This window comes from Roseovarius aquimarinus (genome assembly GCF_043661195.1).
Taxonomy (GTDB): Bacteria; Pseudomonadota; Alphaproteobacteria; order Rhodobacterales; family Rhodobacteraceae; genus Roseovarius; species Roseovarius aquimarinus.
This window is the reverse complement of the sequence record NZ_JBIHMM010000002.1, coordinates 34,821-51,884: the sequence shown is the minus strand read 5'-3', so window position 1 is coordinate 51,884 and position 17,064 is coordinate 34,821. Positions and strand designations below refer to the sequence as shown.

Genomic DNA, 17,064 nt, shown 5'->3' with positions numbered 1-17,064 from the left:
ATCTATGATTTTGTAATGATATATTTTGTTATCGCGTTACCCTCAGCGGGGTACGCGAGAAATCCTATAAGATATATTTAGTAGATCTGGACTTATCGGTGGTTTGGCAACACACTCACCCCCAAGCATAATTGAAACTCACACTCACCCGGTCCCCCTCAGACATGTTCACCGGCACCTCATGCCGCAGCCACGACTCCCACAGCAGCACCTCGCCCGCCTCCGGCGCCTCATACCTAAACGCCCGCAGCTCCTCGCGCGCGTCCTTGCGGCGGGGCGGGGCGGCCATCATGCGGGCGAGCCGTGGGTCTTCCAGCTTCAGCGCGCTGGTGCCTTCGGGCATGGTGACGTAGGTCGTGCCGGAGATGACCGAATGCGGGTGGATATGCGACGAATGCGTGCCGCCCTCGGGCAGGATGTTGATCCAGAGGCTGTCGAGCTTGAGCTTCCTTCCGCCAAGATCGAATTCCAGATCCTCGGCGAAAGCGGCGACATGCTTGTCGAGCGCCTTCTCGAGGTCGCGGAAGATCGGGAAGCGGTAGGGCAGATCGTCGAGCGACGCGTAGGAGGTATAGCCCGGATAGCCGTTCTCCTCGCACCAGGCCTGCCCGGCCTCGTCATCCTCGGCGATGGACCAGCAGGACGCCTCGAGCTCGGCGGCGTCGATCGGCTTGCCCAGCTCGCTCAGGCGGGCGCGGTAGAGACGGGTGACGAAGAGAGAGGATATATGTGCCATGCGCGGCGTCTTAGCGCAGGGCAGGGCGCAAGGCGAGGGGCAATCGAACTAAGGGGTTGCGCCCACCGGCCCGCCCCTCTATACGCGCCCAATCACAAGGATCTCCACCGGAATCAGGGTGACGCGTTCTGCGGCCCTCCAGTGATGTTGAAAGGATACGGCAATGAATGCCAAGGAACTTCGCGAGAAGACGCCCGACCAGCTGCGTGAAGAGCTGGCGAATCTGAAGAAGGCTCAGTTCAACCTGCGCTTCCAGGCGGCCACCGGCCAGCTTGAGAACGCGGCGCAGATGCGCACCGCGCGTCGCAACGCCGCCCGCGTGCTGACCATTCTCAACGAGAAAGCCGCTGCCGCGGCAGCAGAATAAGGAGCCTGCAAGATGCCCAAACGTATCCTCTCCGGCACCGTGACGAGCGACGCCAACGCACAGACCGTAACCGTTTCGGTCGAGCGCCGCTTCAAGCATCCCGTTCTGCAAAAGACGATCCGGAAATCCAAGAAGTATCGCGCTCATGACGAGAACGAGACCTTCAAGGTCGGTGACCAGGTCCGCATCATCGAATGCGCGCCCAAGTCCAAGACGAAACGCTGGGAGGTTCTGCAGGCGTAAGCCGGCGGGATCTTTCCTATTTAATCGAAACCCCGGGGCAAGGGCCGCATCGCCCCCCGGTAGGTCGGGAGAAACCAAATGATCCAGATGCAGACAAACCTGGATGTTGCTGACAACAGCGGCGCGCGCCGCGTGCAGTGCATCAAGGTTCTGGGTGGTTCCAAACGTCGTTACGCGAGTGTCGGTGACATCATCGTCGTTTCGGTCAAGGAAGCCATCCCCCGTGGCCGTGTGAAGAAGGGTGACGTGCGCAAGGCCGTCGTCGTCCGCACCGCCAAGGAAGTGCGCCGCGAAGACGGCACCGCGATCCGCTTCGACACCAACGCCGCCGTGATCCTGAACAACGCAGGTGAGCCGGTCGGTACGCGTATCTTCGGACCGGTCGTTCGCGAGCTGCGCGCCAAGAAATTCATGAAAATCATCTCGCTCGCCCCGGAGGTGCTGTGACATGGCTGCCAAACTGAAGAAAGGCGACAAGGTCGTCGTCCTTGCCGGCAAGGACAAGGGCAAGGAAGGCACGATTTCCTCCGTCGATCCCAAGGCCGGCAAGGCCGTGGTCGATGGCGTGAACATGGCCATCCGTCACACACGCCAGAGCCAGACGAGCCAGGGCGGCCGCATCCCCAAGGCGATGCCGATCGACCTGAGCAACATCGCGCTCCTGGATGCCAAGGGCAAGCCGACCCGCGTCGGCTTCGAGATCAAGGACGGCAAGAAAGTGCGCGTCGCCAAGACCACGGGGGACGTGATCGATGCTTGATACCGCAACCTATACCCCGCGCCTGCGCACGCAGTTCCGCGACGAGATCAAGGCCAAGCTGAAAGAAGAGTTCGGCTATACTAACGACATGCAGATCCCGCGTCTGGACAAGATCGTCCTGAACATCGGCTGCGGGTCCGAGGCCGTGCGCGACAGCAAGAAGGCCAAGTCGGCTCAGGACGACCTGACCGCGATCGCCGGCCAGCGCGCCGTCGTCACCAAGGCGAAGAACTCCATCGCGGGCTTCCGCGTTCGCGAGGACATGCCCCTCGGTGCCAAGGTCACCCTGCGCGGCAACCGCATGTACGACTTCCTCGACCGTCTCATCACGGTCGCGATGCCCCGGATCCGCGACTTCCGCGGTATTTCGGGCAAATCCTTCGATGGCCGTGGCAACTATGCCTTCGGCATCAAGGAACACATCATCTTTCCCGAGATCAACTTCGACAAGATCGACGAGAACTGGGGCATGGATGTCATCATCGCAACCACGGCGAAGACCGATGCCGAAGCGAAGGCGCTGTTGAAGCATTTCAACATGCCTTTCAACAGCTGATCGGCGGGAGAGAGAGTTATGGCTAAGAAAGCAATGATCGAGCGCGAGAAGAAGCGCCAGAAGATGGTCGAGAAGTACGCCGCGAAACGCGCCGCGCTCAAGGAGATCATCAACGATGAGAGCAAGCCGATGGAGGAGCGCTTCCGCGCGACCCTGAAGCTGGCGGATCTGCCCCGCAACAGCAGCGCGACGCGGCTTCACAACCGCTGCCAGCTGACGGGCCGTCCGCATGCATATTACCGCAAGCTCAAAGTGTCGCGTATCGCGCTGCGGGAACTGGGCCAGAACGGCCAGGCCCCCGGCCTCGTGAAATCCAGCTGGTAAGGGAGATTTGATATGAATGATCCTATCGGCGATATGCTCACGCGGATCCGCAACGCCTCCATGCGCGGCAAGTCCACGGTCATCACCCCCGCCTCCAAGATGCGCGAGCGCGTGCTCGGCGTTCTGGCGGACGAAGGGTATATCCGTGGCTTCGAGAGCGTGACGGGCAAGGATGGCCACCCGGCCATCGAGATCAGCCTGAAATACTTCGATGGCGCCCCCGTCATTCGCGAAATGAAGCGGGTCTCCAAGCCCGGTCGTCGCGTCTATCTGGGCGTCAAGGACATCCCCTCGGTCCGTCAGGGCCTCGGTGTGTCGATTGTCTCCACCCCCAAGGGTGTGATGTCGGATGCAAATGCACGCAGCCACAATGTCGGTGGCGAAGTGCTCTGCACGATATTCTAAGGAGGCCTGAATATGTCTCGTATCGGCAAATTGCCCGTCGCCCTTCCTGATGGTGTGACCGCGTCGCTCAGCGGCCAAAAGCTGGAAATCAAGGGTCCGAAGGACGCCAAGTCCTTCACCTTCACGGATGACGTCACGATCGCCATCGAAGATGGCACGATCCGCGTCAGCCCGCGCGGCAAGTCCAAGCGCGCGCGCCAGCAGTGGGGCATGACCCGCACCGTTGTGGCCAACATGGTCCACGGCGCGAAGAATACGTTCAAGAAAGAGTTGGAAATCCGCGGCGTGGGTTACCGGGCGCAGCTTCAGGGCAATGTCCTGAAACTGAACCTCGGCCTGTCGCACGACGTCGATTTTCAAATTCCGGAAGGTGTGACTGTCACCGTTCCCAAGCCCACCGAAATGGTGGTCGAAGGCACGGACAAGCAGCTCGTCGGTCAGGTCGCGGCCAATATCCGCGATTGGCGTCGTCCCGAGCCCTACAAGGGCAAGGGTATTCGCTACAAGGACGAGTATATCTTCCAGAAAGAAGGCAAGAAGAAGTAAGGAACGGGTAGATGGCAAACAGCAAGAGAAAACTGTTTCAGAAACGCCGCCTGCGCGTTCGGAACAAACTTCGTCAGGTCAATGCTGGGCGCATGCGCCTCAGCGTGCACCGCAGCAACAAGAACATCAGCGTTCAGCTGATCGACGATGCGAACGGGGTGACCCTCGCATCGGCCTCGACCCTCGAGAAGGATCTGGGCATGGTCGGCAAGTGCAACATGGAAGCGGCCGTCAAGGTCGGCTCCACGATTGCGGAACGTGCCAAGAAGGCCGGCGTGAGCGAAGCTTACTTCGACCGTGGCGGCTTCCTCTTCCACGGCAAGGTGAAGGCTCTGGCCGACGCCGCGCGTGAAGGTGGTCTGAAGATCTGATTTCAGCGCAGGCGGCCCCGCTCCGGGGCCGCCTCGATGATCCGGGGGCGCTATCGCCCACCTGGATTGACACAAGACTGGCGCCAAGCGACGCGCCGCCAAGATAAAGGACATGCCACATGGCAAGAGATGACAACCGGGGCGGCGGCCGCCGCAACCAGCGCGAAGAGGCCCCCGAATTCGCCGACCGTCTGGTCGCGATCAACCGCGTTTCGAAAACCGTCAAGGGCGGCAAGCGCTTCGGCTTCGCCGCGCTCGTGGTCGTGGGCGACCAGAAGGGCCGCGTCGGCTTCGGCAAGGGCAAGGCCAAGGAGGTCCCCGAGGCCATCCGCAAGGCGACCGAGGCCGCCAAGCGCGGCATGATCCGCGTGCCGCTGCGCGAGGGCCGCACCCTGCATCATGACATGGAAGGCCGCCACGGCGCCGGCAAGATCGTGATGCGCACCGCGCCCCAGGGTACCGGCATCATCGCCGGTGGTCCGATGCGCGCCGTCTTCGAGATGCTGGGCGTTCAGGACGTCGTTGCCAAATCCAACGGCAGCCAGAACCCCTACAACATGATCCGTGCCACCATGAACGGCCTGACCAAGGAGTCGAGCCCGCGTCAGGTGGCACAGCGCCGCGGCAAGAAAGTCGCCGACATCATGGCGACCTCGGACGCGCCCGCCATCAAGGGCGAGCAAGCGCCCGTCGCTCAGGAGGGTTAAGACATGGCCAAGACGATCGTCATCAAGCAGGTGGGCAGCCCCATCCGCCGCCCCGCCGAGCAGCGCGCGACGCTGATCGGCCTCGGCCTCAACAAGATGCACCGCGTGCGCGAGCTGGAGGACACACCCAGTGTTCGCGGCATGATCAACAAGATCCCGCACATGGTGGAAATCCTGGAAGAGAAGGGCTGAGCTTTCAGCCTTCGATCCGAAACAGCAGCGCCCCGGTCAGAAATGACCGGGGCGTTTCGCGTTTCAGGCCATGCATGTTCAGTGGCAATGCAGCGGCTTGGAGCCCGCATGGCAGCATTTACCGGGGGGCGAGTCCTTGCGGCATCCACCGCTATGGGCAACCGGCGCGCCGGCAGGCTGCGCGGCGAGATGGCCTGCGCGCTCAGATGCAGAGACCGGAGCGGCGGTGAGCGTTGCAAGCGCGCTGGCGATGACGAATGATCTGATCATTGTGGAGACCCTCGGATAAATCTTCGCCACAATCTTAACCACGGTTAACATCGTCACGCCAGTCGCCAGAAGGAGAGCGCCAATGTTTGTCAAGACCCTCGCCGAGACACTCGGAACGGCCGATCATGTGACCGGCGAGGCCTTCGAGAGCCGCCGGATCCTGCTTGCGCGCGACGGGTTGGGCTACTCCTTTCATGACACGCTCATCATGGCGGGAAGTACGCAGCGCCTCGAATACAAGAACCATGTCGAGGCGAATTACTGCATCGAGGGGGAGGGCGAGGTAGAGGAGGTGGCCACGGGACGCAGATGGACCCTGCGGCCCGGCAGCATGTATGTGCTCGATGCGCATGACGCCCATATCATCCGCGCGCGGACAGACATGCGGCTGATCTGCGTCTTCACCCCGGCGCTGAGCGGGGCCGAAACCCATGACGCGGATGGCAGCTACAACCTGCCCGGATAGAGGCGGTGATGCCCGCCCTTGCGTGCATCCGTCCGGCCCGCTATACGCGCCCGGTGTCGGCCTGATTGCCGACTCACAATCCAACTCAAGCCGCGTTCGGCCGCTCCCGTCGCTGGGGGCCGCATCCGGCACAAGGAGAAGCGACATGAAATTGCATGAACTGCGCGATAACGACGGCGCAACCAAGCGCAAGAAGCGCGTCGGCCGTGGTCCCGGCTCGGGCATGGGCAAGACCGCCGGCCGTGGTGTCAAGGGTCAAAAATCCCGTTCGGGCGTGGCCATCAACGGCTACGAGGGCGGCCAGATGCCGCTCTATCAGCGCCTGCCCAAGCGCGGCTTCAACAAGCCGAACCGCAAGGCCTATGCCGTGGTCAATCTGGGCCTGATCCAGAAATTCATCGACGACAAGAAGCTCGATGCCGGCAGCGCCATCACCGAGGACGCGCTGATCGCGTCGGGCCTCGTGCGCCGCAAGCTCGATGGCATCCGCGTGTTGGCAAAGGGCGACGTGACCTCCAAGATCACGCTCGAAGTCACCGGCGCGTCGAAATCGGCGGTCGAGGCTGTCGAGAAGGCGGGTGGCTCACTGAAAGTCACAAGCGCGCAGGCGGCTGAATAAGAGGTTGTGAGCGGCGCGCCTGCCGCTTACACACTTCGTAGTTTTCAAAACGGACGCCGCCGGGCCGCTGGAAAACAGCACCCCGGCGGCGTTTGTCATTACAAAAGAGAGCCGAATGGTATCTGCAGCAGAACAAATGGCGGCCAACACCAGCTGGGCGGCGCTCGGCAAGGCCACCGATCTTCGCAAGCGCATCTTCTATACCTTGATGCTCTTGATCGTCTATCGCCTCGGCACGTGGATCCCCGTGCCCGGCATCGACGGTGTCGAGCTGCGGGCCTTCATGGCGGATGCGGGCGCCAGCATCGGCGGCATGCTCAGCATGTTCACCGGCGGCGCGCTGGGGCGGATGGGCATCTTCGCGCTCGGCATCATGCCCTATATCTCGGCCTCGATCATCGTTCAGCTCATGACGGCCATGGTGCCCGCGCTCGAGCAGCTCAAGAAAGAGGGCGAGGCGGGGCGCAAGAAGATCAACCAGTACACGCGCTACGGCACAGTGTTCCTGGCGACGCTGCAATCCTACGGCCTCGCGGTCAGCCTGCAATCGGGCGATCTCGTCACCAATCCCGGCACGTTCTTCATCGTCTCGTGCATGATCACGCTGGTCGGCGGCACGATGTTCCTGATGTGGCTGGGCGAGCAGATCACCGCGCGCGGCATCGGCAACGGTATCTCGCTCATCATCTTCGTCGGCATCATCGCCGAGGTTCCGGCAGCGCTGGCGCAGTTCTTCGCCTCGGGCCGCTCGGGCGCGATCAGCCCCGCGGTCATCATCGGCGTGATCGTGATGGTGGTCGTCGTGATCGCCTTCGTGGTCTTCATGGAGCGCAGCCTGCGCAAGGTGCATATCCAGTATCCGCGCCGCCAGGTCGGCATGAAGGTCTATGACGGCGGCTCCTCGCACCTGCCGATCAAGGTGAACCCGGCGGGCGTCATCCCGGCGATCTTCGCCTCGTCGCTGCTGCTTCTGCCGACGACGATCAGCACCTTCTCGGGCGGGCAGGGCTCGAGCCCGATCATGTCCACGATCCTCGCGTATTTCGGCCCGGGCCAGCCGCTCTATCTGCTGTTCTTCACCGGCATGATCGTGTTCTTCGCGTATTTCTACACCTACAACGTCGCGTTCAAACCCGACGAGGTGGCCGAGAACCTAAAGAACCAGAACGGCTTCGTTCCCGGCATCCGTCCCGGCAAGCGCACGGCCGAGTATCTCGAATACGTTCTCAGCCGCATTCTCGTGCTCGGATCGGGCTATCTCGCGCTGGTCTGCCTGCTGCCGGAAATTCTGCGTTCGCAATTCGCCATTCCCTTTTATTTCGGCGGGACTTCGGTTCTTATCGTCGTGTCGGTCACCATGGATACGATACAGCAGGCGCAGAGCCATCTGCTGGCGCATCAATATGAGGGCCTCATCGAGAAATCGCAGCTCGGCGGTAAAGGTAAGCGTCGCACACGGCGCAAAGGGACAGGACGCAAGTAAATGAACATCATTCTTCTCGGACCGCCGGGCGCCGGCAAGGGCACGCAGGCTCAGCAACTCGTCAAGGAGCGGGGCATGATCCAGCTCAGCACGGGCGACATGCTGCGCGAGGCCAAGGCGTCGGGCACCGAGATGGGCAAGAAGGTCGCCGAGGTGATGGCGCGCGGCGATCTGGTGACGGACGAGATCGTGATCGGCCTCATCCGCGAGAAACTCGAGGGCGAGAAGGGCGGGGGCTTCATCTTCGACGGCTTCCCGCGCACCCTGCCGCAGGCCGACGCGCTCGGGCAGCTTCTGGCCGATTGCGGCGAGCGCCTCGATGCGGTGATCGAGATGCAGGTCGATGACGACGCGCTGGTCGAGCGCATCACCGCGCGCTCCACCTGTTCGGGCTGCGGCGCGGTCTACAACGACAAGACCAAGCCGATCCCCGCCGATGGCGTCTGCATCAATTGCGGCGAGGCCAAGGAATTCGTCCGCCGCGCCGACGACAACGAGGAGGCGCTGCGCAACCGCCTCATGGAATACTACAAGAAGACATCGCCCCTGATCGGCTATTACTACGCCAAGGACATGCTGAGCCCCGTCGACGGCCTCGGCACCATGGACGAGGTTAAGGCCGAGATCGCGGCGGTCCTCGACGCCTGACCGGCTCAACGTACAGTCTAACCTAAATGCAATGTAAATTATTGCATTTTTGCGGTTGAACTCGTGGCTTGATTTCTGTTTCCAAGACGCGGAACAGGAGAAAAAGGTATGAGATTGATCATTTCAGCAGCTACAATTGCAACGGTATCTGCTTGTGCGTCCACTTCGGTTACACCGGTATCCCGAAACGAGTTTTTGCTAAACACTAGCGCCGCGCCCGTGTGTGGCACATCTGGGGCTGCAAAAGTTGCGAGTGAAATGGCGGCTATTGAGACGCTCAAGGCTGGCTACGATGGTTACAGAATCCGTGGAGCGCACTCTGACAATAACGTCCAGGTCGTGCAAACTGCCCCAACCGGCGCATCAACCACCTCCTCATACAATGTGTCGGGTAACGGTTTATCGGGGCAGGCGAACACCACGTTTACCGGAGGAGGAACAATTATAACCGGTGGTTACGATCAGAGTATTGCGGTTCGTATGTATAAACGCAGCGAAGCAGGCTACGAGCGAGCAATAGATGCGCGTAAGGCTTTGGGTGAGAACTGGGAAGAAGCGGTTCAGAACGGCGTGTCGACATGTACTTGAAGTCCGCGAAGTGTGACTATTTGTGACGTCCTCACAAAGCTTGCGCGCCACCCTTGACGATCCGGGCAAATCCCCCTAACCAGCACCATCCCGCAAGGGGCGCTGATTCATATGGGATTTGCCCATACCGAATCGATCACCTGAATTCAGCTACGGCCCAGGGCGACCGCCTCGGGCCTGCGTTGTGAAAAAAGGGCCCGGAATTACGGGCTCGCAACGAAAAGGAACATGCACGTGGCACGTATCGCCGGCGTCAACATCCCGACGCATAAACGGGTCCCCATCGCCCTCACCTATGTCACCGGTATCGGCCATTCCACGGCCAAGACCATCTGCGAAGCGGTCGGCATCGACCTGTCGCGCCGCGTCAACGAGCTGAGCGACACCGAAGCCGTCGCCCTGCGCGAATACATCGACGCGAACCTGACCGTCGAGGGCGATCTGCGCCGTGAGACGCAGATGAACATCAAGCGCCTGATGGATCTCGGCTGCTATCGCGGTCTGCGCCACCGCCGCAACCTGCCGGTTCGCGGCCAGCGCACCCATACCAACGCCCGCACCCGCAAAGGCCCCGCGAAGGCCATTGCCGGCAAGAAGAAATAAGGAGGGCTTGAGTTATGGCACGTGATACCCGCCGCACGAAGAAGAAGGTTTCCAAGAACATCGCCACCGGCGTTGCGCATGTGAACTCTTCGTTCAACAACACCAAGATCCTGATCTCGGACGTTCAGGGCAACGCGATCGCATGGTCCTCGGCCGGCAGCTGCGGCTTCAAGGGCTCGCGCAAGTCGACGCCCTATGCCGCCCAGCTCGCTGCCGAAGACGCCGGCAAGAAGGCGCAGGAGCATGGCATGCGCACCCTTGAAGTCGAAGTGCAGGGCCCCGGTTCGGGCCGCGAGAGCGCGCTGCGCGCCCTCGCTGCCGTCGGCTTCAACATCACGTCCATCCGCGACGTGACGCCGATGGCGCATAACGGCTGCCGTCCGCCGAAGCGCCGCCGCGTCTGAGGCCATTGTTTCAAGTGGGGTTGCGCATGTCCGCGCAGCCCCACTTACGTCATTTTGAAACCTCGGGCGTTCTGGCCGTCGGACATGCGGGCAGGACAGGTATGGAGGGACACATGATCCACAAGAATTGGGCTGAACTGATCAAGCCGACCCAGCTGGACGTCAAGCCGGGCAACGATCCCGCGCGTCACGCCACGGTCGTCGCCGAACCGCTGGAGCGGGGCTTCGGCCTGACCCTCGGCAACGCGCTGCGCCGCGTGCTGATGTCGTCGCTTCAGGGCGCGGCCATCACCGCCGTCCAGATCGACAACGTTCTGCATGAATTCTCGTCCGTCGCGGGTGTCCGCGAGGACGTCACCGACATCATCCTGAACCTCAAGGGCGTCGCGCTGCGCATGGAAGTCGAAGGGCCCAAGCGCCTGTCGATCAGCGCGAAGGGTCCGGGCATCGTCACCGCCGGCGATATTTCGGACAGCTCGGGCATCGAGGTTCTGAACCGCGATCACGTGATCTGCCACCTCGACGAGGGCGCGGATCTCTTCATGGAACTGACGGTCAACACCGGCAAGGGCTACGTCGCCGCCGACAAGAACAAGCCCGAGGACGCGCCGATCGGCATGATCCCCGTGGACGCGATCTACAGCCCCGTCCGCCGCGTCAGCTATGACGTGCAGCCCACCCGCGAGGGGCAGGTGCTGGACTATGACAAGCTGACCATGAAGATCGAAACCGACGGCTCGATCAGCCCCGACGATGCCGTGGCCTATGCCGCGCGCATCCTTCAGGACCAGCTGAGCATCTTCGTCAACTTCGACGAGCCCGAGAGCGCGGGCCGTCAGGACGACGACGACGGTCTCGAGTTCAACCCGCTTCTGCTCAAGAAGGTGGACGAGCTGGAGCTGTCGGTGCGCTCGGCCAACTGCCTCAAGAACGACAACATCGTCTATATCGGCGATCTCATCCAGAAGACCGAGGCGGAGATGCTGCGCACGCCGAACTTCGGCCGCAAGTCTCTGAACGAGATCAAGGAAGTGCTGTCGGGCATGGGTCTGCATCTCGGCATGGATGTCGAGGACTGGCCGCCCGACAATATCGAGGATCTGGCGAAGAAATTCGAAGACGCCTTCTGAGACTAAGCGGGCCGGGAGCGATATCCCGGCCCGTCACGACCCGGGCACCCGCCCCAAGGAGAGCGGCGCGGCACGCACCCCGCCGCCAGACAAAGCAAAACGGCCCGTAGAGGGCAAATCTAGGAGTATTACACATGCGTCACGCAAGAGGTTACCGCCGCCTGAACCGCACCCACGAGCACCGCAAGGCGCTCTGGGCGAACATGGCCGGCTCGCTCATCGAACATGAGCAGATCAAAACGACCCTGCCCAAGGCCAAGGAACTGCGCCGCATCATCGAGAAGATGATCACGCTCGGCAAGCGCGGCGATCTGCACGCCCGCCGCCAGGCCGCCGCGCAGCTCAAGCAGGACCAGTATGTCACGAAGCTCTTCGACGTGCTCGGCCCGCGCTACAAGGATCGTCAGGGCGGCTACGTGCGCGTCCTGAAGGCCGGCTTCCGCTATGGCGACATGGCGCCGATGGCGATCATCGAATTCGTCGACCGCGACGTCTCGGCCAAGGGCAAGGCCGACAAGGAGCGCGTCGCCGCCGAAATGGCGTCGATGGACGAAGACTGAGCATCCCCCGAAAGGGACGGTGACGAAGGCCCCCGCCGGGATCGGTGGGGGCCTTTCGCGTTTTCGCGCACATCGCGCCGAAACTTGCAATCGCGCGCGCCGGGGCGCATATCGCGAGGGCAGGACCGACCCCGGAGGCGCCCATGTTGAAACCGCTCGCCGTCGCGATGATCGCGTTCGCCGCCCCTGCCGCGGCCCAGATGGAGGTGCCGCGCAGCAGCGCCGAGATCCAGATGGGCTTCGTGCCGGTGGTGAAATCCGTGACGCCCGCCGTGGTCAACATCTATGCCCGTCGCGTGATCGAAGGCCGCGCCAGCCCTTTCGCGGACGATCCGTTCTTCGGCCAGCTCTTTCAGAATTTCGGCGGATCGCGCCCGCGTGTGGAAAACTCGCTCGGCTCGGGCGTGATCCTCGGCGCGGACGGCATCGTTGTCTCCAACTATCACGTCGTGGGGCAGGCGACCGATATCCGTGTCGTGCTTAATGACCGGCGGGAATACGACGCCTCGGTCCTTCTGGCCGACGAGGAGAGCGATCTGGCCATCCTTAAACTCGAGGGCGGTTCGGACCTTCCCGCGCTCGAGCTGCGCGACAGCGACAGCGTCGAGGTGGGCGAGCTGGTCCTCGCCGTCGGCAATCCGTTCGGCGTGGGCCAGACCGTCAGCAGCGGCATCGTCTCGGGCCTCGCGCGGTCGGGCACGGCGACGGGCAATGCGCGCGGCTATTTCATTCAGACGGATGCGCCGATCAATCCCGGCAATTCGGGCGGCGCGCTCGTCGATATCAACGGCGCGCTCATCGGGATCAACACCTCCATCCTCAGCCGCTCGGGTGGCTCGAACGGGATCGGCTTCGCCATTCCCGCCACGCTCGTGCGCCAGTTCGTCGATCAGGCCCGCGCGGGCGAGACGCGGTTCCAGCGCCCCTGGGCGGGCGTCACGGGCCAGCCGCTCACCTATGACATGGCCGAGGGGCTGGGCCTGCCGCGTGCGAGCGGCATCATTCTGTCGGACATGCACCCCGCCAGCCCCTTCGCCGCGGCCGGGCTGAAGGCGGGCGATGTCATTCTCAGCGTGGACGGGCAGGAGGTGAACGGCCCCGCCGAGATGATCTACCGCATGAGCGTCGCGGGGCTGGGGGCGGATGTGACGCTCGAGGTGGTTCAGGGCGGCGAGACGCGCTCGCTGAGCGTGCCGATGGAGCGTGCGCCCGATGCGCCGCCCCGCGCGACGCTGACGACCGGCGCGCGCGCCGCCGTGCCGGGTGTCACGCTCAGCACCGTGAACCCCGCCGTGATGGCCGAATACGATCTGCCGCTGACGGCGCAGGGCGTGCTCGTCGAGGATCCGGGCGATGTGGGCGCGCGCGCCGGGCTGCGCGTGGGCGACGTCATCCTCGGCATCAACGGCGCCGCCGTGACCGACAGCCAGAGCGCCGAGGCCGCGCTCGAGGCCGCCGAGCGGCGCCTTGCGCTCGACGTGCGGCGCGGACAACGGCGCCTGACCATGCGGTTCAGGCTCTAGCGCGTGGCGGATCTCTTCGATACCGGCGCCCCCGCTCCAGAGGGACAGCCGAAGGGGCATCGCCCGCTTGCGGACCGGCTGCGGCCCAAGGCGCTTGGCGAGGTGATCGGGCAGGAGCAGGTGCTTGGCCCCGAGGCGCCCTTGGGCGTGATGCTGGCGGCGGGCAGTCTCGGCAGCCTCATCTTCTGGGGCCCACCCGGCGTGGGCAAGACCACCATCGCGCGGCTTCTGGCGGATGTGACGGACCTGCATTTCGTGCAGATCAGCGCGATCTTCTCGGGCGTGGCCGACCTCAAAAAGGTCTTTCAGGAGGCCCGGCACCGCGCCGCGAACGGGCAGGGCACGCTTCTCTTCGTGGACGAGATTCACCGCTTCAACAAGGCGCAGCAGGACGGCTTTTTGCCCTATATGGAGGACGGCACGATCCTTCTTGTGGGCGCCACAACCGAGAACCCCAGTTTCGAGCTGAACGCCGCCCTTCTGAGCCGCAGCCAGGTGCTCGTACTCACGCGGCTCGACCTCGCCGATCTGGAGCGGCTCGCGCAGCGGGCCGAGCGCGAGTTGGGGCGCAGCCTGCCGCTCGACGGCGCGGCGCGCGAGGCGCTTCTCGAAATGGCCGATGGCGACGGGCGCGCGCTTCTCAACCTGATCGAGCAGATCATGGCGTGGAAGATCGAGGGCAAGCTGGCCACCGAAGGCCTCGCCAGCCGCCTCATGCGCCGCGCCGCGAAATACGACAAGTCGGGCGACGAGCATTACAACCTCATCTCGGCGCTGCATAAATCCGTGCGCGGCTCCGATCCGGACGCCGCGCTCTATTGGCTGGCGCGGATGCTGACCGGGGGCGAGGATCCACGCTATCTCGCGCGGCGCATCACGCGGATGGCGGTCGAGGATATCGGGTTGGCCGACACCCATGCGCATCGCGTCTGCCTCGATGCGTGGGAGACCTACGAGCGGCTCGGCTCGCCCGAGGGCGAGCTCGCGCTGGGGCAGGCGGTGATCTATCTCGCGCTCGCGCCCAAATCGAACGCGGGCTACGCCGGCTTCAAGGCGGCGATGCGCGAGGCGAAGAAGACCGGCTCCGAGCCGCCGCCCAAACATATCCTGAACGCGCCCACCAAGCTCATGAAGGAGCAGGGCTTCGGCGCGGGCTATGCCTATGACCACGATGCCGAGGACGGCTTCTCGGGGCAGAACTATTTCCCCGAAAGCATGAAGCGCCCGGTGCTTTATCAGCCGGTCGAGCGGGGGTTCGAGCGCGAATTGAAAAAACGGCTCGATTATTTCACCAAGCTGCGCCTGCGCCGCGGCTGAGGCCCTCGCGCCATGTCGCTTTCAGGAAACTTGTCTGTTTGCGACATCGAATGCTGCATCGCAGCGGGGTGACGCAACGTCACGGCGATCCGTTTCGGTCCTGTTTTAAAGGGCAGTAGCGGCGACGGGCACAAGGTCAAGCCAAGAAAACAAGGGTTTTTGGCAGATTCCTGCTGGCGGCTCGGACCATTCCATGTTTTCCTTTGCGCATGTCGCAATCAGACTACTATTTGCGAGCGCGCATATCCGCTGCCGACACACCGCATATCGCGGTGAGCCGCGGGCCTGCGCGCACCTGGGGAGGGGCGGCGCGTTCGACGCGCCGTGTGCGCATCGCAAGCTGATCGTAGACAGCGAAGTTCAACTTAATTGGAGGTAACCATTATGACCAAGTCCAAGAACAGTGAATTGTTGACGCGCCTCGGCGAGGCGGCCCGAACGGGCAGCATCTCGCGCCGCTCGTTCATGAACTACTCGATGGCCGCCGGCGTCAGCGCCAGCGCCGCGACGGGCCTCTGGACCACCAAGGCCAATGCCGCGCCCCAGAAGGGCGGCACGTTCCGCTTCGGCATCCATGACGGCAACTCGTCGGACACGCACGATCCCGGCACCTATGTCAGCCGCCAGCAGATCTATCTGGCGCATCAGTACCGCTCGTATCTGACGATGATCAATCCCGACGGCACGCTGGGCAATGACCTCGCCACCGCGTGGGAGCCGAACGAGGACGCGTCGGTCTGGACCTTCGAGATCAACCAGAACGCCAGCTTCCATTCCGGCAAGCCGGTGACGTCCGAGGACGTGGTCGACTCGCTCAACTTCCACCGCGGCGAGGCATCGACCTCGGCGGCCAAGTCGCTCTTCTCGGGCGTCAAGGACATCCGCGCGGATGGCGAGCATACCGTCATCGTCGAGATGGAAGGCGGCAATGCCGATGTGCCGTGGCTGATGACGGACTACCACTTCGCCATCTGCCCCAGCAACGGCGACGGCACGATCGACTGGCAGTCCGGCGACGGCTCGGGCCCCTACAAGATCGACGAGGCCGAGTGGGGCGTGCAGTTCCGCCTGTCGCGCCACGACGGCTGGCACCTCGAGGGCGCCTATTTCGACGAGCTTCTGATGCTCGTGCTCAACGATCCGAACGCGCGCCAGACGGCGCTCGTCACCGGCGATGTGGACGCGGTCTCGCTTGTCGATCTCAAGACCAAGTCGCTTCTCGAGCGCGATCCCTCGATCGAGATCCTCTCGGTGCCCTCGGCGGCGGCCATCACCATGCCGATGTTCTGCGACACGGCGCCCTTCGACGATGTGAACGTGCGCAATGCGCTGAAGCTGGCCATGAACCGCGAGGAGATCATCGACAAGATCGCCTTCGGCGAAGGCACAATGGGCAACGACTTCCACCACTCGCCCGCGATGCCCTATTTCCCGGAAGGGATCGAGCAGCGCAGCTACGATCCCGATCAGGCGAAATCGTTGCTCAAGAAGGCGGGCGCCGAGAACCTCACGGTCAGCCTCAGCACTGCGGATTCGGTCTTTTCGGGCGCGGTCGACATGTGCGTGCTCTATTCCGAGCAGGCCAAGGCGGCGGGCATCACCGTGAATGTCGTGCGCGAGCCGAACGACGGCTACTATTCTGATGTCTGGCTGAAAAAGCCCTTCACCGCCGTCAGCTGGGGCGCGCGCCCGACGCCCGACGTGATGTATTCGCTGGCCTACCAGTCGGGTGCGGCATGGAACGAGTCGCGCTGGGAGAACGAGGAGTTCAACAAGCTTCTCCAGCAGGCCAAGGCCGAGCTCGACGACGAGCGTCGCTCGGAGATGTATCGCGAGATGGCGCTTCTGGCGCGCAACGATGGCGGGACGATCATCCCGTTCTTCAACAACTTTGTCTATGCGGTGCGCAACAACGTTCAGACCGGCGAGAACCTGGCACCCAGCTGGGAGCTCGACGGTGCGCGCGGCCCGAGCCGCTGGTGGTTCGGCGAGGCATGAGCCGATCCCGTCGGCGCCCGTTCGCGGGCGCCGGCATTTCCGCGGCGGATGTTCCGAAAACGACACGAAATGCGTCCGCGAAGCATCATTCAGATGGAAGCGTTTGCTTAGTTCATGAAATTCGCCGGAAAAACACCGCCTTGGCACAAAAGTGTGGATGCAGGCGGGTATTCGTGTTTTGCTTGCGAAAGGTCGCTTTCGGACCTGTGAAGCCGGAGGGGATGAGACCACACTGCCAGGATGTCGGA

Annotated in this window: 24 protein-coding genes; 23 read left to right on the top strand and 1 reads right to left on the bottom strand. The window is 63.1% G+C overall.

What is annotated here, in order from left to right; translation table 11 throughout:
• Positions 1 to 115: 115 nt before the first annotated feature.
• Positions 116 to 736, bottom strand: coding sequence for a TIGR02466 family protein (locus ACGRVM_RS07555; protein ID WP_377171250.1), 621 nt, complete (start codon positions 734 to 736; stop codon positions 116 to 118).
• A gap of 163 nt (positions 737 to 899) precedes the next feature.
• Between ACGRVM_RS07555 and rpmC the strand changes: the two genes are divergently transcribed.
• The 23 genes from rpmC to ACGRVM_RS07440 all read left to right on the top strand — a co-directional run bounded on the left by rpmC (position 900) and on the right by ACGRVM_RS07440 (position 16,816).
• Positions 900 to 1,103 carry a 50S ribosomal protein L29 gene (rpmC, locus tag ACGRVM_RS07550; RefSeq protein WP_377171252.1) on the top strand — a complete coding sequence of 68 codons (204 nt, stop codon included), beginning with the start codon at positions 900 to 902 and terminating at the stop codon, positions 1,101 to 1,103.
• A 12-nt stretch (positions 1,104 to 1,115) separates the two neighbouring features.
• The gene (rpsQ, locus tag ACGRVM_RS07545; RefSeq protein WP_377171254.1) at positions 1,116 to 1,346 is read left to right on the top strand and encodes a 30S ribosomal protein S17; all 231 of its coding nucleotides are present in this window, start codon (positions 1,116 to 1,118) and stop codon (positions 1,344 to 1,346) included.
• A gap of 78 nt (positions 1,347 to 1,424) precedes the next feature.
• The gene (gene rplN, locus ACGRVM_RS07540; protein WP_377171256.1) at positions 1,425 to 1,793 is read left to right on the top strand and encodes a 50S ribosomal protein L14; all 369 of its coding nucleotides are present in this window, start codon (positions 1,425 to 1,427) and stop codon (positions 1,791 to 1,793) included.
• Between the two features lies 1 nt (position 1,794).
• Entirely contained in the window at positions 1,795 to 2,106 is a 312-nt protein-coding gene (gene rplX, locus ACGRVM_RS07535) for a 50S ribosomal protein L24 (RefSeq protein WP_377171258.1), read from the top strand.
• Positions 2,099 to 2,662, top strand: a complete 564-nt coding sequence (rplE, locus tag ACGRVM_RS07530) for a 50S ribosomal protein L5 (RefSeq protein ID WP_377171260.1) — start codon at positions 2,099 to 2,101, stop codon at positions 2,660 to 2,662. Before rplX ends, rplE begins: the two co-directional genes overlap by 8 nt.
• A gap of 18 nt (positions 2,663 to 2,680) precedes the next feature.
• Entirely contained in the window at positions 2,681 to 2,986 is a 306-nt protein-coding gene (rpsN, locus tag ACGRVM_RS07525; protein WP_377171262.1) for a 30S ribosomal protein S14, read from the top strand.
• 12 nt (positions 2,987 to 2,998) lie between these two features.
• Positions 2,999 to 3,391 carry a 30S ribosomal protein S8 gene (rpsH, locus tag ACGRVM_RS07520; protein WP_377171264.1) on the top strand — a complete coding sequence of 131 codons (393 nt, stop codon included), beginning with the start codon at positions 2,999 to 3,001 and terminating at the stop codon, positions 3,389 to 3,391.
• 12 nt (positions 3,392 to 3,403) lie between these two features.
• Positions 3,404 to 3,937, top strand: coding sequence for a 50S ribosomal protein L6 (gene rplF, locus ACGRVM_RS07515; protein ID WP_377171266.1), 534 nt, complete (start codon positions 3,404 to 3,406; stop codon positions 3,935 to 3,937).
• A gap of 11 nt (positions 3,938 to 3,948) precedes the next feature.
• Entirely contained in the window at positions 3,949 to 4,308 is a 360-nt protein-coding gene (gene rplR / locus ACGRVM_RS07510) for a 50S ribosomal protein L18 (protein WP_377171268.1), read from the top strand.
• A gap of 119 nt (positions 4,309 to 4,427) precedes the next feature.
• The gene (gene rpsE / locus ACGRVM_RS07505) at positions 4,428 to 5,015 is read left to right on the top strand and encodes a 30S ribosomal protein S5 (protein WP_076532318.1); all 588 of its coding nucleotides are present in this window, start codon (positions 4,428 to 4,430) and stop codon (positions 5,013 to 5,015) included.
• A gap of 3 nt (positions 5,016 to 5,018) precedes the next feature.
• Complete coding sequence (gene rpmD, locus ACGRVM_RS07500; protein WP_377171271.1) at positions 5,019 to 5,207, top strand: 50S ribosomal protein L30; 189 nt, start codon at positions 5,019 to 5,021, stop codon at positions 5,205 to 5,207.
• Between the two features lie 352 nt (positions 5,208 to 5,559).
• Entirely contained in the window at positions 5,560 to 5,943 is a 384-nt protein-coding gene (locus tag ACGRVM_RS07495; RefSeq protein WP_377171273.1) for an ectoine synthase, read from the top strand.
• Between the two features lie 145 nt (positions 5,944 to 6,088).
• The gene (gene rplO / locus ACGRVM_RS07490; RefSeq protein WP_377171275.1) at positions 6,089 to 6,562 is read left to right on the top strand and encodes a 50S ribosomal protein L15; all 474 of its coding nucleotides are present in this window, start codon (positions 6,089 to 6,091) and stop codon (positions 6,560 to 6,562) included.
• Positions 6,563 to 6,677: 115 nt separating this feature from the next.
• Positions 6,678 to 8,045, top strand: coding sequence for a preprotein translocase subunit SecY (secY, locus tag ACGRVM_RS07485; protein WP_377171278.1), 1,368 nt, complete (start codon positions 6,678 to 6,680; stop codon positions 8,043 to 8,045).
• The gene (locus ACGRVM_RS07480; RefSeq protein WP_377171280.1) at positions 8,046 to 8,693 is read left to right on the top strand and encodes an adenylate kinase; all 648 of its coding nucleotides are present in this window, start codon (positions 8,046 to 8,048) and stop codon (positions 8,691 to 8,693) included.
• 108 nt (positions 8,694 to 8,801) lie between these two features.
• Entirely contained in the window at positions 8,802 to 9,281 is a 480-nt protein-coding gene (locus tag ACGRVM_RS07475) for a hypothetical protein (protein ID WP_377171282.1), read from the top strand.
• A 234-nt stretch (positions 9,282 to 9,515) separates the two neighbouring features.
• Complete coding sequence (gene rpsM, locus ACGRVM_RS07470; protein ID WP_377171285.1) at positions 9,516 to 9,884, top strand: 30S ribosomal protein S13; 369 nt, start codon at positions 9,516 to 9,518, stop codon at positions 9,882 to 9,884.
• Between the two features lie 14 nt (positions 9,885 to 9,898).
• Positions 9,899 to 10,288, top strand: a complete 390-nt coding sequence (gene rpsK, locus ACGRVM_RS07465) for a 30S ribosomal protein S11 (protein WP_076532328.1) — start codon at positions 9,899 to 9,901, stop codon at positions 10,286 to 10,288.
• A gap of 113 nt (positions 10,289 to 10,401) precedes the next feature.
• Entirely contained in the window at positions 10,402 to 11,418 is a 1,017-nt protein-coding gene (locus ACGRVM_RS07460) for a DNA-directed RNA polymerase subunit alpha (protein ID WP_377171288.1), read from the top strand.
• 134 nt (positions 11,419 to 11,552) lie between these two features.
• Entirely contained in the window at positions 11,553 to 11,978 is a 426-nt protein-coding gene (rplQ, locus tag ACGRVM_RS07455) for a 50S ribosomal protein L17 (protein ID WP_377171291.1), read from the top strand.
• Positions 11,979 to 12,121: 143 nt separating this feature from the next.
• The gene (locus ACGRVM_RS07450) at positions 12,122 to 13,501 is read left to right on the top strand and encodes a trypsin-like peptidase domain-containing protein (protein WP_377171293.1); all 1,380 of its coding nucleotides are present in this window, start codon (positions 12,122 to 12,124) and stop codon (positions 13,499 to 13,501) included.
• A 3-nt stretch (positions 13,502 to 13,504) separates the two neighbouring features.
• Entirely contained in the window at positions 13,505 to 14,818 is a 1,314-nt protein-coding gene (locus tag ACGRVM_RS07445; protein WP_377171295.1) for a replication-associated recombination protein A, read from the top strand.
• 384 nt (positions 14,819 to 15,202) lie between these two features.
• Positions 15,203 to 16,816: an ABC transporter substrate-binding protein gene (locus ACGRVM_RS07440; protein WP_377171297.1), complete on the top strand. Its 1,614-nt coding sequence runs from the start codon at positions 15,203 to 15,205 to the stop codon at positions 16,814 to 16,816.
• The last annotated feature ends 248 nt before the right edge of the window (positions 16,817 to 17,064 follow it).